The following is a 15,563-nucleotide window of genomic DNA, read 5'->3' on the forward strand; positions in this document are numbered from 1 at the left end:
GGAAGGTGCGAACAAGTTCCTGATATGAGATCATCATATTCATCCGGAGCGCATCCCAGAGGGACATCATGAGCCATCAACTCACCTTCGCCGATAGTGAATTCAGCACTAAGCGCCGTCAGACCCGAAAAGAGATTTTCCTCTCCCGCATGGAGCAGATTCTGCCATGGCAGAATATGACCGCTGTCATCGAGCCGTTTTATCCCAAGGCGGGCAATGGCCGACGGCCCTATCCGCTGGAGACCATGCTGCGTATTCACTGCATGCAGCATTGGTACAACCTGAGCGACGGTGCCATGGAAGATGCCCTGTACGAAATCGCCTCCATGCGCCTGTTTGCCCGATTATCCCTGGATAGCGCCCTGCCGGATCGCACCACCATCATGAATTTCCGCCACCTGCTCGAGCAGCATCAACTGGCCCGTCAATTGTTCAAGACCATCAATCGCTGGCTGGCCGAAGCAGGCGTCATGATGACCCAAGGCACTTTGGTGGATGCCACCATCATTGAGGCACCCAGCTCTACCAAGAACAAAGAGCAGCAACGCGATCCGGAGATGCATCAGACCAAGAAAGGCAATCAGTGGCACTTTGGCATGAAGGCCCACATTGGTGTCGATGCCAAGAGTGGCCTGACCCACAGCCTAGTCACCACCGCGGCCAACGAGCATGACCTCAATCAGCTGGGTAATCTGCTTCATGGAGAGGAGCAATTTGTCTCAGCCGATGCCGGCTACCAAGGAGCGCCACAGCGCGAGGAGCTGGCCGAGGTGGATGTGGACTGGCTGATCGCCGAGCGTCCCGGCAAGGTAAAAACCTTGAAGCAGCATCCGCGCAAGAACAAAACGGCCATCAACATCGAATACATGAAAGCCAGCATCCGTGCCAGGGTGGAGCACCCGTTTCGCATCATCAAGCGGCAGTTCGGCTTCGTGAAAGCCAGATACAAGGGGCTGCTGAAAAACGATAACCAACTGGCGATGTTATTCACCCTGGCCAACCTGTTTCGGGTGGACCAAATGATACGTCAGTGGGAGAGATCTCAGTAAAAACCGGAAATAACGCCAGAAATGGTGGAAAAAATAGCCTAAATAGGCTGATTCGATGTGTTTGCGGGAAAAAAATCGGCCCAGATCCGCGAAATTTTAATCAGCGAGTCAGCTTGGGAAGAAATGACCTGCTTATTCGCACCTTCCTTAGCGTGAGCATAGGCAAGAGGTATTTTTCAGGCGTTTTTATTTTTATAAAATCGTGCTCCCGGTAATGATTTGCTGTTTTTTATCGGTACTTAATGTGCGGCGCGATGACTCTGGTTGATGGAACGAATCATTGATTGTTTGGCTGAATTCAAATGGTTACACAGCGCCAGGGTAGCATCCAGGTCGCTGCGGCAGATCAGCGCGCTGAGGATGGTCATATGCTCATCAATGGCAATGATATTGCGCTGCTTGAGGTCGCTCTCATCCCACTGATAGTGGAAGTGGAAAATCACGGAGATGATTTCAAGTGATTGATTGAAAAATATATTATCGGCAGCAGAGAGCAGCAAGGCATGAAACTCACGGTCTAACTGCGAGAACATACGAAAGCTGCTGCCGATGCTGTCGCGCAGGATCCGGTGGCGTTCCAGCAGCGTTTTCGCCTGCAGCCAGCGTGGGTCATCGTCGGGCAGATTGAGAAAATGTTGCAGGGAATGGGTTTCCAGCATTTCTCTGAGTTCAAACAGCTGCTCCGCATAGGCCTGATCGAACTGCTTCATGCTCCATTGACCGCGTTTTTCGTTTTTGATCAGGTTGTAACGTTCGAATTTTAAAAGATATTCCCGTACGACTACCGGACTGACGCCCGCGGCTCTGGCAAGCTGCAGTTCGGAGAAGCTCTCGCCTGCACGCAGCTGGCGCTGGTTGATCATGGTGAAAAACGCCTGCTCAAAAATCCGGTTTTGCTCGGTCATGGAGGCGGTGGTGCAGGCAAAACCGTCGTCATGGTCGGGTTTACGCACGATAACATAGTGGCTGCCGACCTGGGTCAGCACGCCGCACTCGCCTAAGTGGCTCAGCATATGGCGCACGGTGGTACGGCTGATGTTGTACATCTCTGCCAGTGCACTTTGTGAGGGGAGCGGGGAAGGGATATGACCACGCGCCATATCATCGATAATCTGGTTAATCACATTGTGGCGTAAGTTCTGCGAACGGCTCATGGCTTCTCCTTTTTATCTATTAAAACCCGATTTAAAACATTTTTATGCGCTGGGATTCACAGATTGTGTTTCTGCTTTCTCCGTCTTTTTTATTTTCGTTGATATCTGAGGCAACAAAAAACAGGAGAGCAGAATCATGTCTACGATGAATACGTTGATTTGCCAGGAACCTAAAAAATTAGTCTGGAAAGAACGCGAAATACCTATTCCGGGTGAGAGTGAAGCATTAATAAAAATTAAATCGGTAGGGATTTGTGGTACCGATATTCATGCCTGGGGTGGCAATCAACCTTTTTTCAGCTACCCACGTGTATTAGGGCATGAAATATGTGGGGAAATTGTCGGGCTGGGTAAGAATATACAGAATCTGAAAAATGGTCAGCAGGTGGCGGTTATTCCTTACGTGGCCTGCCAGCAGTGTCCGGCATGCCTGAGCGGGCGCACCAACTGCTGTGAGAAGATTTCAGTAATTGGCGTGCACCAGGATGGCGGTTTCAGTGAATATTTGTCCGTTCCGGTGACCAACCTGCTGGATGCGCAGGGGATTGACCCGCAGGCGGCGGCGCTGATTGAGCCTTATGCCATCAGCGCGCATGCGGTACGCCGGGCGGCGGTGGCGTCGGGTGAGCAGGTGTTGGTGGTCGGCGCTGGTCCGATTGGCTTGGGGGCAGCAGCGATTGCCAAAGCCGATGGCGCACAGGTGGTGGTCGCCGATACCAGTCCGGCGCGCCGAGACCATGTGGTTTCCCGCCTGGGACTCCCGGTTATCGACCCATCCGCTGAAGATTTTGATGCGCAGCTGCGCGCTCAGTTTGGCGGTTCGCTGGCGCAAAAGGTAATTGATGCCACGGGGAATCAGCATGCGATGAATAACACGGTGAATTTGATTCGTCATGGTGGCAGCATCGTTTTCGTTGGGTTGTTTAAAGGCGATTTGCAGTTCTCTGACCCTGAGTTCCACAAGAAAGAGACCACCATGATGGGCAGTCGCAACGCCACGCCGGAAGATTTCGCCAAAGTGGGCCGCCTGATGTCGGAAGGCAAATTGACCGCCGACATGATGCTTACGCACCGTTACGCGTTTGCCACACTGGCTGAAATCTACGAGCGGGATGTGATCAACAACCGTGAACTGATTAAAGGCGTGATCACGTTCTGAGAGGGAAAACAGGATGAAAACATTGAATCGACGTGATTTTCCGGGAGCCAGCTACCCAACGTGTGTGATCCAGTTTGGAGAAGGTAACTTTCTGCGGGCGTTTGTCGACTGGCAACTGGATATCCTTAACGAGCATACCGATCTGAACGCTGGCGTGACCATCGTTCGGCCAATTAATACCAATTTCCCGCCGTCGCTGAATACCCAGGACGGGCTGTATACCACGCTGATTCGCGGGCTAAACGAGCAGGGTGAGGCGGTGAGTGAGGCGCGGCTTATCCGGTCGGTGAATAACGAAATCAATCCGTACCAGGATTTCGCAGCGTATCTGGCGCTGGCGCACAATGCAGATATCCGTTTTGTGTTTTCAAATACTACCGAAGCCGGAATTAGCTATCACGCGGCAGACTGTGTGGATGATGCGCCGCCAGTGAGCTTTCCGGCCAAACTGACGCGCCTGCTGCTGGAGCGCTTTAACCACTTTGAGGGCGCGGTGGATAAGGGCTGGGTAATTATCCCGTGCGAGCTTATCGACTATAACGGTGAGGCGCTCAAAACCCTGGTGCTGCGGTATGCGCAGGAGTGGCAGATTCCTCCGGCATTTGCCGACTGGGTGGAGACGGCAAACACGTTCTGTTCCACGCTGGTTGACCGTATTGTCACCGGCTACCCGCGCGAAGAAGCCGCTGCGCTGGAGGCTACACTTGGCTATCACGATGCGTTTCTCGATACCGCGGAGCATTTTTACCTGTTTGTGATCCAGGGGCCGCAGTGGCTGGCAGAGGAGCTGAAGCTGGCGCAGTGCCCGCTGAATATACGTGTAGTGAGCGATATCAAACCGTACAAAGAGCGCAAAGTCGCTATTCTCAATGGCGCGCATACGGCGCTGGTGCCGGTGGCGTGGCTGTGCGGGTTGGAGACCGTTGGCGAGGCGATGCAGGATGCTGATATCCGCCGCTTTGTCGAGCGGGCGATTAGTGAGGAGATTATTCCGGTGTTGGATCTCCCGGCGGACGAACTACGAGAATTTGCCGACGCGGTGAGCGGGCGTTTTCAGAACCCCTACATTCGCCACCAGTTGCTTTCCATTGCGCTTAACGGAATGACTAAATTCCGCACCCGAATTTTGCCGCAACTGTTGGCGGGTGAGCAAAATGGACGCTGGCCAGTGCGGTTAACGTTTGCCCTCGCTGCGCTGCTGGCGTTTTATCGCGCAGAGCGTAACGGGGAACGCTATCCGATACAGGATGATGAGCAGTGGGTAAGCCTCTATGCCAGCCTGTGGCCGCGAGTTGGCAATGATTTAACGCTGCGTGAACTGGTGGATGCAGTGCTTGGCGATGCGGCGCACTGGGGAGAGGATTTGACGTTGTTACCTGGGCTTGCCGGGCAGGTGACGGCCAACCTGGAGATGATTCTGGTGCAGGGTATGCGCCAGGCGGTGAACAGTCTGGAATAAGGTTGCCATGCAGCGCCCGGTGTGGTGTTGGGCGCTGTTTTTTTTATCCCTGAGCAGCCACTATTTTGATTTCAACCATCCCGATCCCCAGCTTACGCGGTGAGTGACCGAGAATATTGCCCTCGTTGGTGGCGACCGGATCGGGTGGAACAATAACCAGCGTATCGGCATCCGCCGGGTTATCAAAATGTAAGGTAGTGGTGCTGACGTCATGGCCTAACACCAGCGTCTGTTCCTCGTTGCCAACGCGCACGGGGATCGGACGATTGGCATTGTCGCCGAAGGCTTTCGCGGTAATGACCAGATCGAATTTCTTCGGCAACGGGGCTTTGTACTCTATCGTTACTTCTTCGCTGAGCTGCGCATTGGACCAGCGTCCCCAGGATTCGGGGCGTGAAATACCGCTAAATTGTTTCACCTCTTCCGGCGCGCCCGCCACGTTGAAAACGAAGCTATCTGCTTTGTAGCGAATGTCGTTATCGACAATTTTCAGCGTATCGACGTTACCTTTGTAGCGCTCCATGTCGATCACCGTATCTTTAAATACGGTTTTACTTTTCCATTTGGCTTTGTCGACGTGCTGCACAATTTGCTGCCCGCCTAACTGACCCTGTGAAACGCACCAGTCGGTAGAAAGCGCCAGCTCCGGCGCCCACAGTTGCGCCATTTTGTAGCAGCGATCGACCCAGACAAAGTTATCGCGCGGGGCAAAATCAGCCAGCTGGAAGCGCAGCGGGGCCGAGTATTCGCTTTCCGGCAGCGGCTCGACGCGTTTGTCCGATACCCGTAAAAGCAGCGGCAAGCGGAAATGGCTGCCGGAGAAGGAGAGCATATTTTTGTCCTGGTCGACGGTGAACTCTTTCATCTCTTTCGGGAAATTCCACAGGCGAATGATATCGGGCTTCCACGCCAGCATTTTTTCTTTAATGTTCAGGAATACTTCCGACACGGATTCGCTCGACAAGCTGCTACGGCCAAGACCGATAAAGTTATCGCCGCCGAGAATATCCAGTACCGTTGCGCCGTTATCCATCGTATTACGTTTTACCGCCAGCGTGTCCTGTTGCGGTTGGTCGCCGCGCAGCACGAAGAACAGGTTGTTACGATCCTGCTTGTTCAGATACTTCCATGCTGTGTTGTTCATCGCCAGATGATCGGAAGAAACCACGATAACGGTATCTTTAAACCACGGCGATGCTTTGATTTTATTGATAAATTCGGCAATGTTTTCCTGGCTACAGCTGACCGCGCTGAACGACTGGTTGGCCTTCCCGTCGATGTCATAACGTTTACGGTTGCAGCTACGTGAGATAAATCCATCCGGATGATGGGTATCCACGGTCAGGGTAAACAGTGAAAAACGCTGGCCCGAGCGCGAAAGCTCTTCGAATTTTTTCCATGCTTCGTCCAGCACGGTATCGTCGTAGAAGCCCCAGTCGTTACGATAGGCCGGGTCCGCCACCACGCTTTTTAACTCTTCCGCACCGTACAGATGGTCAAAGCCGTGAGATTTCAGGAACACGTCTTTGCCGGCAAAGCGCAGGTTGGCACCCTGCACAAAGTAGTTCTGATAGCCGGAGTTTTTCAGGATATCGCCCAGACAGATATTGTTAGGGAAGAAACTTGAAACCGACGCCGAGGCGTTGCCTTCAAATGGCGCAAACAGCGGAATACCGCACTGGGAGGCGACCATGCCAGCGATGGTGTAATCGGTACCCGGCAGTTGCATGGTATTGCTGAAATCCAGACCTTCATTTTTTAACGCGCCGAGTTCCGGGGTCAGATCCGGGAACGCGTCGTTATTAAAATAGGTGCGCTCGAGGCTCTCACCGTAGATATACACCAGGTTCAGCTTCGGGTTGGGAATGGTTTTCGACGGCTCTTTATAATACGTCGTGAAATCCGGATCGCCATCGCGCGACTGCGACTTCACCAGTTCGGTTATCTGGTGAAACGCCGGGCTGGCGTCAACGGAGGCCAGCGCCAGCAGCAGGGCCAGCAGACTGTAGCCCACATGATGCGGGTGATGGCGACGGCGGCGCAGGATCCAACCGAGCGCGACAAAAACCGTCGTCAGCGCCAGCGCGATGCCGACCCCCGGCAAAATATATTTTCCAATCCCCGCGCCGGTCAGGCTGTTGGTCAGCGTGTAGAGTACCGCGTCATTGATCCCGTCGCCGGTGAAATAGTCACTGGCGTACAGCGTGATATTCAGGACAATAAAAATCCCCAGCACCGTTAACGTGGCGGCAAACCACCAGGTGTTGCGACCCGCTTTCCAGGCGTAAATCAGCACTGAAGCGAGAAACAGAGTGATGGAGATTAATTCTGACAACGGTCGATCCTCAATAAACCGGGCACATGCCTGGCAGGCTAATCATTAGGGGAAAGCACAATGTAATAGCGATGTTATATTGCTGCAATTGTAGTGACATTAAATTACGTTGTTATTCAGAATTGGTTTAGATATGTGAGTTTTTTGCAGGGGATTTACTGGTTATTTAACGTGTGAATGTAATGGGGTAAAAAATAGATGCCGCGCAGGTTATACGCGGCATGTCGTGCGTCAGGAAATGAAGTTCATGCCCTGTTTTAACACCAGATCGCAGGCCTTGGTTTTAACCTGCTTCGCCAGCGAGCTGTTGCCAATCGTGTTCAGGTCCAGCTGTTGACCATCTTTGGCGTTGAGCAGACCCTGAATCCCGTCCATATAGTTGGTGTCTTGCTTCTGCTCAGGAGCACTGAGCCCCAGTTTATCCAGCACCTGGTTTTTGACGTTTTGCGTGTCGGTGACCGAGGCCAGCTTCTGTTTCGCGCAATATTCCAGGATCCCGGCGGCGTTATTCATGCTGCTGGAGGTCAACGACTGATTACTGCCATTCAGCAGGCTGGTCAGGGAAGAGAGCGACGAGCTGCTTTGCGAGCCGGAGCTTTGTTTGCTCAGCTCACTGGCCGCGCTGGAGAGCGAGTCCTGCCAGGAGGCAGCGAAAACGCTGGTGGAGATGAGCGTGCTGGCGACAAGCGCACAGCACAGCAGACGTTTGGTAGTTTTCATCATTATATGCAACTCGTGTTATGCCTTTTCAGCGCAGTATAGCGCTGGCAGTCTTAGGAGTGGTCCTAATACGTTAATACTCTTTACCGGTGACCCGACTACGGTAGCTTTCCCAGTTAAAAATGACCCACAGGCTGTTGCCAAGGCGCATACGATCCATCACGCGCTCGCCCAGCAGCTTGTTCATTTCATCCATATTGCTGTTAGTTAACATGCCGGTCGGACGTTTTGAGGATGAACGGCGATCGACAATCTGATTAATAATCACTTTTTCATAGCGGGATTCGGTCTGCATACCGATCTCGTCGATCACCAGCAGATCCACATTGCTCAGATCGTTGAGCAGCTGTTCTTCGCTGGTTTCACGATTGCTGAACGTCTCTTTCATCGCCGACATGATATCGGCCACGGTAATGATCAGTACCGACTTGCCGCGCAATAGCAGTTCGTTGCAGATGGCGGCGGCCAGATGGTTTTTGCCGGTGCCGGGTTTGCCGGAGAAGATAAAGCTGGCGATGTTGCCGTCAAACTCTTCAACGTATTGGCGGGCTTTGCTCAGGGCGTTCATCTGACCTTCGCACTCTACCCGATAGTTTTCGAACGAACAGTTCTGATGCAGCGGACGGATACCGGAACGGTTGAATGTGCGCTGCATTTTCATGGCCCGGTTTTCGCGGGCCAGCGCTGCGGCACGAATTTCACCTTGCTCTTTTTGCCATGCCAGCAGCTCCTCGCCCGTTTTAAAGGCGGGCTCGACATTAGGTGGCATCATTTTTTGCAGACGTTTCATCAGGTCGCCAACGTTTTTCATCGTTATCCTCTAAAACCCGGTGGAATGTGGCTGTCAGGTTCACTGACGCTGTTCACATCGCGCTTTGGCATTCCGCCATTGCTGGCCCGTCCAATCTGAATGCTGCGCGCCAGTTTTTGCTGCCACTGAATATGGTGAAAGACTTTGCCTTCAGCCTGCCAGTAGGCAACAAATGAGGCCAGTTCTTCAGCAGTAACCGGCTCTCGCAACGCTACGCCCCATAAAGCGGCCTGACGCTGAAAGTCGGCATCAGGCTGCCAGGCAGCGTACATCGCAAATTTCCCCATTGGCACGGCAACGGGAGCGGTTTGCGGCTCTTCATAAAATTGATCATCCAATGTCACATCGCTTCCCGGGCGTGACAGTTTCTCCTCAAGCGCCAACAGCTCAGCCAGTCTCGCAGGCGTCACCGCGTAAAACGCTGGTGCATTGTTAGCGAATACGGCTACGGCGCCACCCGCAGACTTGGCCAGCACAGCGTGGTGATCGTGTAGTAAGGCGTCAATGCTCGTGACGTCTGGCGTCAAAATTTTGCAGGGCATAATGTTTCTCAATACTGAACAACAACCGAGAAGGGGACTGCTTTTATAGTAACACAGAGAAGAAGGAGAGCAGCAGGTGAGGGGAGATTCCCCTCTCTGCACGGCATTAAAGAAAGTGCACCGTCAAACGCGTGGACGTTTGCGATACAGCCATAATCCTGGCACGGACAGACCGATGGAGAGCGCACCGACAATCGATGAGGCTTTCAGGAAGTTGGTCAGCAGGGTAATCATCAGCACTTCGCTGTAACCAAAATGGCCGATTTTTACTGCTGAGATCATGGCTGTGTAGGCGGAGATCCCCGGAAACATAGGGATCACTGCCGCGACGGTGAAGACTTTCGGATGCGCCAGATACCAGCGCGACCACTGGATCCCAATGCAGCCGACCAGCAGCGACGCCATAAATGTTGACCATTCAATATTAAACCCTGCGGTCATCATCACCATTCGTGAGCCGTGACCGAGTGCGCCGAGTAATGCGCACCATGGGAGCGCCCGATGGGGGACATTGAATACCATGGCAAAGCCAAGCGCTGGGATCGCCGACAGGATCATATCCTGCATCAGCGCCAGTATGAAATCGATCACGCCCATCCGCGCAGCCCCCATAAGGTCATCGACACGATCACGCCAATGCAGGTTGCTAACGTAAGCAGACTGGCAATAGCCCAGCGAGCGAGCCCGGTATTAATGTGTCCCTTAAACATATCCGCGACGGAGTTGATCAACGGAAAACCCGGAACCAGCAGTAGCACGCTGGCGGCCATAGCGATAGTCGGAGTATTACTAAAAGTCGGCAACGTCAGCAGCAAGCCTGAAATGGTGGTCGCCACAAAGGCGGTGATGCAAAAATTGATTTGCGGATGCAAATGCCGGGATGCCAGTATCTGGCGGATATACATCGCCACCATGCTGGCGAAAAAGGTGATCACCGCACCATCCCACCCGCCGTTATTGAGTTTACAAAAACAGGCGCAGGATAAACCGACCATCAGGGCGACCAGCCATCTTGGATAGCGCAGTGGTTTAATCTGGCTAAAGCGTTTCTCTACGCCTTTAACATCCAGCAGTTTATGTTCCGCCAAAATGACAATGTGCTGCACTTCTGTCACGACGTGCATATTAATGCCGCGATCTTGATTTTTTCGCGTTGATGTCAGGCATTGCCCGTCTTTAATGGTGGTCAGGACGATAGCGTTAGAGGAGATAGCGCTTTCTACACTATCCATGCCAAGCGCCAGCCCGAGGCGGGTGGAAAGCTCGTCAACCAGCGCGCTTTCTGCCCCATGCTGAAGTAAAAAAAGACCGCATTGAATACATAACCGTGTAACCGTTCGCTGTGACGACTGCTCTGTTTGCATGGTTCGCTCTGACTGAAAAGGATCTCTTTGAGTGACGAATGTTTACTTTTATCATGAAGCATGAGCCCGCTGGCTCTGGCTAAGATCAATCTTTGTGTCGAAAAAAGACACCGACGATACGGTTATGGCATATTAACACTCCCCACCCGCCGAGGTATGAGAGGGCGCATGACTGTAATGTAGCGTTATTTATCCGGATGGCAAATACATAAGCCATGCTAACGACCTATTGTAGTTATTTTAATTTTACAAATAACGTATTTATGCGTAATCATGTAATAATAGCTTGACAGTTTGGCTTTATCTGGATTGTAGTGCCAATACTTTTATTTTAATAAACGCCAAGGATAAGCAATTCACCCCGTTTATTGTTCGGAGTATTTTCTCGTGAATTAATGGCTATTAATTTATTCGGGAAAACTGAATTAAGTACGATTACGGACTGGTGAGTGTGGAGGGGATATGTTGCAAGGACGCTGCAAAAACGCAATTATTATTAGTAAATCACCGATTATACAGACCGGGCTTAAAGGTATAATACAGGCGCAGTTTGCCGATTACGAACTCACATACTGTCGTTCTGTTGAAGAACTAACATTATTACAACTACGGTACGCTGATTTGGTGATTGCTGATTTAACTGGAGACTGCAATTATCCTCGTTCAGTCTGCGAACAATATTATTCTTTATTATCTCAATACCGTGATATTCACTGGGTCTTTCTCGTCTCTCGCATTTTTTATCCTTTGGCTATTGAGCTACTGATGTGTCCTGTCAGTTCGCTACTCTCTGATGCAGAGCCGATAGAAAGTTTAGTGAGCGTCATTCACGCAGGAAATGCGCGAGCAGAAAGAATAAGTAAGACACTACTTTCTCCACCTGCCATGCCGCAATTGTTAGATCATAGCGCGCGCTCAATAGTCCTTACTCTCTCTGAAAGGAAAGTGCTACGCCTCCTTGGGAAAGGCTGGGGAATTAATCAGATTGCGATGTTGCTGAAGAAAAGCAATAAAACAATCAGTGCCCAAAAGAATAGCGCTATGCGTCGCTTGTCGATAAATAGCAATGCAGAAATGTATGCCTGGATAAATAGTTCTCAAGGATCGCGAGAACTTAATTTACCTTCAGTTTATGGAGAAACCACGGAATGGAAAGCAGAATCATCAAAAGAAACGTTGCACTGGTAGAAAAGTGTACAATGAGCAGTGTAGGTATTAATAGTTTATTTAATACCATGCCAGATGACCAATATAAACTTCATCTCTTTTCTAGCCAGCCCACTTTTAGTCAGGCAATGTTAAAGATGTCGTTTTCGGCAGTTATTTTTTCTCTCTCTGCAATCAGAAGCGATCGCAGAGCTGGGTTGGCCTATTTAACGGAACTGGCGATAAATTTTCCACGGATTCGCCGTGTGGTGATTGCCGATGATGACGCTGAAGCGCGTTTAATTGGCTCCTTGTCCCCCTTGCCGCTGGATGGCGTTGTGAGTAAAGCTTCTTCGTTAACGGTGCTACAGGACGCTTTATTTACGGCGTTAAGCAGCCCAAGCCGAGGAACCGAAAGCACGAAAAACCATTGGTATATTAATCAAAGCCGCATGCTCAGTCCGACAGAACGAGAAATACTGCGCTTTATGTCAAATGGCTATTCGATGCCGCAGATTGCCGCTCAGCTTGAACGGAACATTAAAACCATTCGGGCACACAAATTTAATGTGATGTCCAAACTGGGAGTAAGCTCAGATGCCGGATTACTGGATGCTGCCGATATCCTGCTGTACCTGCGAGCTGGCGAGCCAGCGCCTTTTATGCAGGCGGCTTCGTGACAGGCAACGTTGACGTGCTTTGTGCCGGGTTTGGTCGCCGGTTTGGCGCGTGAAGCATTACTGACACACGTCAACCCAGGTGGCAGAAGTCAGTTCAGCCATCCTCTCAGGCGTGATGCGAACCGCGCTGTGGATGGCACCTGCGGCAGGCAACACTTCAGCGTAGTGCTTCAGAGAAACATCACAGTACACTGAAATCGGTGTTTCTAATCCGAAGGGGCAAACGCCGCCAACGGGATGCCCCGTCGCGCTCACGACCTCATCACTACTCAACATACGGGCTTTGGCACCGAACGTACTCTTTAGCTTTTTATTATCCAGTCGGGCATCACCTTTTGCCACGACCAGGATGATGTCGTTCTTCACCTTTAGCGAAAGTGTTTTCGCTATCTGGCCAGGTTCAACGTTATGGGCTTTTGCTGCCAGATCAACGGTTGCTGTGCTCTGATCTAATTCGATAATCTCAATATCTGGTGCATGTTGCGCCAGGAATTGACGTACTGATTGCAAACTCATTCTTCTCTCCCTATCGCTTACAGATAACCCTGCACAGCAGAAAACATGCAGGATGTAATTTGTCATAGGGGCAACCGCACTGTAAATATTTTATTGTAACAACATAGCAACATTAGCAGTTTTTCGATCGTCTTCACAATCAAAGAAACCGGTTACAGTAACCGGTTGCAGAATGCTGAAATGACGATTAATACTGAAGTTGTCACTTCCTCTGTATCACATAATAAGAGCCATCTATGAAACTTAACTCGAATAGCGGTAGTGCTGGTGTTCCTCCCGGCACGGTTGCGAAAAGTGGTAATGGGCTTTACGTGGTGGTGTTGATGCCAACACGGTTGCAGGATTTTGCACAACGGGAGAACGGCTATGTCTACTAACCATGCTGTGTTTAACGTGATTTTCCGCTTTGTTGAAAACTATGTTAGCCCTGTTGCCGGGCGCATCTCTTCACAACGTCATGTCATGGCTATTCGTGACGGTTTTATTTCGGCGATGCCTTTTATGATTGTAGGCTCTTTTCTGCTGGTTTTTGCCTATCCGCCGTTTTCTCCGGATACCACCTGGGGATTCGCCCGTGCGTGGCTGGATTTGGCAAAACAGTTTGAAGGCCAAATCCTCACACCGTTTGATATGACGATGGGGATCATGTCGGTCTACATATGTGCGGCTATTGCTTATAACCTGGGCAAGCACTATGTGAAGTCGCATCAGTTAGATCCGTTTATGTGTGCGATGCTATCAATCATGGCTTTTTTGCTGATTGCCGCGCCAAAAATCAAAGGCACGATGCCGGTTGATAGCCTGGGAGGAACGGGAATTTTCACCGCCATCCTGGTAGCCATTTACTGCGTTGAAATGATGCGCTTCCTGAAGGCGCACAACATTGGCATCCGTTTACCCGATCAGGTGCCGCCGATGATCAAAAACTCTTTCGATCTGCTGATCCCGGTGCTGGTGGTCGTGCTGACGCTGTACCCGCTAAGCCTGGTGATACAGTCGCAGTTTGACATGCTGATCCCGCAGGCCATTATGGCCATTTTCAAACCACTGGTGTCGGCTGCAGATTCTCTCCCGGCGATCCTGCTGGCGGTATTGATCGGCCATCTGCTGTGGTTTGCCGGTATTCATGGCGCGGCTATTGTGTCGGGAATGCTGCAAATGTTCTGGCTCACCAATCTCGGGATGAACCAGTCGGCGCTGGCGCAGGGTGCGCCGTTACCGCATATCTTTATGGAAGCGTTCTGGACGTTCTTCATTGTGGTTGGTGGTTCCGGCGCGACGATGGGGTTGGTGATTTGCTATCTGCGGAGTCGTTCCGCTCATCTACGCTCGATTGGGCGTCTGAGCGTGGTCCCCAGCATTTTTAATATTAACGAACCGGTGATATTCGGTACGCCGATTGTCATGAACCCGGTGTTTTTTATCCCCTTCCTGCTGGCTCCGATGGTGAATGCGGTACTGGCGTGGGCGGCGATGAAACTGGATTTAATTGGGCGGGTAATTTCAGTGGTTCCCTGGACGGCCCCGGCTCCGGTTGGCGCAGCATGGGCGTTAGGTTGGGATTATCGTGCGGCTATTCTGGTGGTGCTGTTGGCGCTGGTATCGGCCGTTATCTACTTCCCGTTCTTTAAGGTCTACGAAAAGCAGTTATTAGCGCAGGAAAAAGAAGAAGCGCAGCGTATGGAAGAGGAAAACCAGCAGGTTGCATAAATATCTGGCGAGGGGCTACGGCTCCTCGCTTACTTCAGTGTGCAGTCTCCGCATTGCTGAACGTCAGGCAGGCGATAGCGTTGGCAGCAGGTTCTGCGCACTAACAGCCCTTCACGCGGAACAACGGTACGCCATAGAGGATTATCCTGACCGCAGGAAAGTTGTTTCTCAAAAAAGCAGGTCTGGCGCAGCGTGGTCAGCAGTTCTTCACCTAACAACGGCTTCATTTCCGTTAAATACCAGTGAATTAAGTATCCGGTGTTGCTCCAGATAAGCTTTGCGTTGATCTCACCCGTTGCTTCCAGCGCCTGCACAACCGGCGTTAGCGCTGAGAGAATCAGTGTTTCCATGCGTTGTTGAGGAGACAGTGCTGTAGCCAGATGATCCTGATGGACATCGATCCAGAAGCAGGCTGCTCGGCCCGTTTCGTGGAATTCTACGTGCATGTGTTCAGGAGAGACGTCTATAGCCTCTTTTTGCGTCAGCAGGGCCACCATTAACGGAGGCATCATCAGGCCGATATACCATTGCGCCCAAAGAGATATCAGGGGCTTATTTTCGCGGGGCAGCGTGGGCTGGTTGCGATAGATATGGTCTGAATAAACAGCGAGCAATGAACTTAGCGTCGTCGGTTGCGTCCATTCATGCAGCGTCATTGCACCTGGCACAGGCGTTTCGTCAAGACGAATGAAGTCCAGCAAGTGCTCGCGAGTTTTGGCTATCGTTGCGCGTACGGCAGCAGCCAGCGAGGGCATCTCTGAGGGGAGATGGCTACGCCAGATGACATCTTCAACGATCGGTGCGGAACGATAAGCCATGTCGATATAAGGATGTTAATCTTAATGATAATGATTGCTAATCCTATAATTGGTGTTAAGCGATAGCAAGATCTTTGTCGCCATCTCGGGTGGCACCGCA

General features: G+C 51.4%; 15 protein-coding genes. 6 read left to right on the forward strand and 9 right to left on the reverse strand.

Features of this window, described 5'->3' with window-relative positions; genetic code table 11:
* The first annotated feature begins 68 nt into the window (after positions 1–68).
* On the forward strand, positions 69–1,049 hold the full coding sequence (locus OGV71_RS10770; protein WP_000019445.1) for an IS5-like element ISKpn26 family transposase: 981 nt from the start codon (positions 69–71) through the stop codon (positions 1,047–1,049).
* Positions 1,050–1,288: 239 nt separating this feature from the next.
* Here the strand turns inward: OGV71_RS10770 and OGV71_RS10775 are convergent, their stop codons facing one another.
* Positions 1,289–2,203 (reverse strand): GntR family transcriptional regulator, encoded by a 915-nt coding sequence (locus OGV71_RS10775; protein WP_086550806.1) that lies wholly within the window; start codon positions 2,201–2,203, stop codon positions 1,289–1,291.
* A 136-nt stretch (positions 2,204–2,339) separates the two neighbouring features.
* On the opposite strand from OGV71_RS10775, the gene OGV71_RS10780 reads away from it, so the two are divergent.
* Complete coding sequence (locus OGV71_RS10780) at positions 2,340–3,362, forward strand: zinc-binding alcohol dehydrogenase family protein (RefSeq protein WP_032948468.1); 1,023 nt, start codon at positions 2,340–2,342, stop codon at positions 3,360–3,362.
* Between the two features lie 13 nt (positions 3,363–3,375).
* Positions 3,376–4,821, forward strand: a complete 1,446-nt coding sequence (locus tag OGV71_RS10785) for a tagaturonate reductase (protein ID WP_204584167.1) — start codon at positions 3,376–3,378, stop codon at positions 4,819–4,821.
* Between the two features lie 43 nt (positions 4,822–4,864).
* On the opposite strand, the gene opgB is transcribed toward OGV71_RS10785, so the two are convergent.
* The 6 genes from opgB to OGV71_RS10815 all read right to left on the reverse strand — a co-directional run bounded on the left by opgB (position 4,865) and on the right by OGV71_RS10815 (position 10,593).
* Positions 4,865–7,156, reverse strand: a complete 2,292-nt coding sequence (gene opgB, locus OGV71_RS10790) for a phosphatidylglycerol--membrane-oligosaccharide glycerophosphotransferase (RefSeq protein ID WP_204584165.1) — start codon at positions 7,154–7,156, stop codon at positions 4,865–4,867.
* Between the two features lie 231 nt (positions 7,157–7,387).
* Positions 7,388–7,879, reverse strand: a complete 492-nt coding sequence (locus tag OGV71_RS10795) for a YjjA family protein (RefSeq protein ID WP_204584163.1) — start codon at positions 7,877–7,879, stop codon at positions 7,388–7,390.
* 70 nt (positions 7,880–7,949) lie between these two features.
* Positions 7,950–8,687 carry a replicative helicase loader DnaC gene (gene dnaC / locus OGV71_RS10800; protein ID WP_003019133.1) on the reverse strand — a complete coding sequence of 246 codons (738 nt, stop codon included), beginning with the start codon at positions 8,685–8,687 and terminating at the stop codon, positions 7,950–7,952.
* Between the two features lie 2 nt (positions 8,688–8,689).
* Positions 8,690–9,229, reverse strand: a complete 540-nt coding sequence (gene dnaT, locus OGV71_RS10805) for a primosomal protein DnaT (RefSeq protein WP_003019130.1) — start codon at positions 9,227–9,229, stop codon at positions 8,690–8,692.
* 123 nt (positions 9,230–9,352) lie between these two features.
* The gene (locus OGV71_RS10810) at positions 9,353–9,826 is read right to left on the reverse strand and encodes a threonine/serine exporter (RefSeq protein WP_003019127.1); all 474 of its coding nucleotides are present in this window, start codon (positions 9,824–9,826) and stop codon (positions 9,353–9,355) included.
* Complete coding sequence (locus OGV71_RS10815; protein ID WP_003019122.1) at positions 9,817–10,593, reverse strand: threonine/serine exporter family protein; 777 nt, start codon at positions 10,591–10,593, stop codon at positions 9,817–9,819. Before OGV71_RS10815 ends, OGV71_RS10810 begins: the two co-directional genes overlap by 10 nt.
* Before the next feature lie 462 nt (positions 10,594–11,055).
* Here OGV71_RS10815 and OGV71_RS10820 point away from each other — a divergent pair, with 462 nt between their 5' ends.
* Both OGV71_RS10820 and bglJ read left to right on the forward strand, forming a co-directional pair.
* Positions 11,056–11,781, forward strand: a complete 726-nt coding sequence (locus OGV71_RS10820; protein WP_003019119.1) for a helix-turn-helix transcriptional regulator — start codon at positions 11,056–11,058, stop codon at positions 11,779–11,781.
* On the forward strand, positions 11,742–12,419 hold the full coding sequence (bglJ, locus tag OGV71_RS10825; protein ID WP_016149510.1) for a DNA-binding transcriptional activator BglJ: 678 nt from the start codon (positions 11,742–11,744) through the stop codon (positions 12,417–12,419). The genes OGV71_RS10820 and bglJ overlap by 40 nt, the downstream gene beginning before the upstream one ends.
* 57 nt (positions 12,420–12,476) lie before the next feature.
* Here the strand turns inward: bglJ and OGV71_RS10830 are convergent, their stop codons facing one another.
* Complete coding sequence (locus OGV71_RS10830) at positions 12,477–12,935, reverse strand: YbaK/EbsC family protein (RefSeq protein WP_003019114.1); 459 nt, start codon at positions 12,933–12,935, stop codon at positions 12,477–12,479.
* A 366-nt stretch (positions 12,936–13,301) separates the two neighbouring features.
* Here OGV71_RS10830 and OGV71_RS10835 point away from each other — a divergent pair, with 366 nt between their 5' ends.
* Entirely contained in the window at positions 13,302–14,645 is a 1,344-nt protein-coding gene (locus OGV71_RS10835) for a PTS sugar transporter subunit IIC (RefSeq protein WP_204584161.1), read from the forward strand.
* A gap of 29 nt (positions 14,646–14,674) precedes the next feature.
* Here OGV71_RS10835 and fhuF read toward each other — a convergent pair whose 3' ends face one another.
* Positions 14,675–15,463: a siderophore-iron reductase FhuF gene (fhuF, locus tag OGV71_RS10840; protein WP_003837247.1), complete on the reverse strand. Its 789-nt coding sequence runs from the start codon at positions 15,461–15,463 to the stop codon at positions 14,675–14,677.
* Positions 15,464–15,563 lie beyond the last annotated feature (100 nt).

This window comes from Citrobacter sp. Cf088 (genome assembly GCF_030334295.1).
GTDB classification, from domain to species: Bacteria; Pseudomonadota; Gammaproteobacteria; order Enterobacterales; family Enterobacteriaceae; genus Citrobacter; species Citrobacter freundii.

Coding starts and splice junctions, on each gene's coding strand:
- OGV71_RS10770 (WP_000019445.1), top strand. CDS start 69: ATGAGCCATCAACTCACCTTCGCCGATAGTGAATTCAGCACTAAGCGC.
- OGV71_RS10775 (WP_086550806.1), bottom strand. CDS start 2,203: ATGAGCCGTTCGCAGAACTTACGCCACAATGTGATTAACCAGATTATC.
- OGV71_RS10780 (WP_032948468.1), top strand. CDS start 2,340: ATGTCTACGATGAATACGTTGATTTGCCAGGAACCTAAAAAATTAGTC.
- OGV71_RS10785 (WP_204584167.1), top strand. CDS start 3,376: ATGAAAACATTGAATCGACGTGATTTTCCGGGAGCCAGCTACCCAACG.
- OGV71_RS10795 (WP_204584163.1), bottom strand. CDS start 7,879: ATGATGAAAACTACCAAACGTCTGCTGTGCTGTGCGCTTGTCGCCAGC.
- dnaC (WP_003019133.1), bottom strand. CDS start 8,687: ATGAAAAACGTTGGCGACCTGATGAAACGTCTGCAAAAAATGATGCCA.
- dnaT (WP_003019130.1), bottom strand. CDS start 9,229: ATGCCCTGCAAAATTTTGACGCCAGACGTCACGAGCATTGACGCCTTA.
- OGV71_RS10810 (WP_003019127.1), bottom strand. CDS start 9,826: ATGGGCGTGATCGATTTCATACTGGCGCTGATGCAGGATATGATCCTG.
- OGV71_RS10815 (WP_003019122.1), bottom strand. CDS start 10,593: ATGCAAACAGAGCAGTCGTCACAGCGAACGGTTACACGGTTATGTATT.
- OGV71_RS10820 (WP_003019119.1), top strand. CDS start 11,056: ATGTTGCAAGGACGCTGCAAAAACGCAATTATTATTAGTAAATCACCG.
- bglJ (WP_016149510.1), top strand. CDS start 11,742: ATGGAAAGCAGAATCATCAAAAGAAACGTTGCACTGGTAGAAAAGTGT.
- OGV71_RS10830 (WP_003019114.1), bottom strand. CDS start 12,935: ATGAGTTTGCAATCAGTACGTCAATTCCTGGCGCAACATGCACCAGAT.
- OGV71_RS10835 (WP_204584161.1), top strand. CDS start 13,302: ATGTCTACTAACCATGCTGTGTTTAACGTGATTTTCCGCTTTGTTGAA.
- fhuF (WP_003837247.1), bottom strand. CDS start 15,463: ATGGCTTATCGTTCCGCACCGATCGTTGAAGATGTCATCTGGCGTAGC.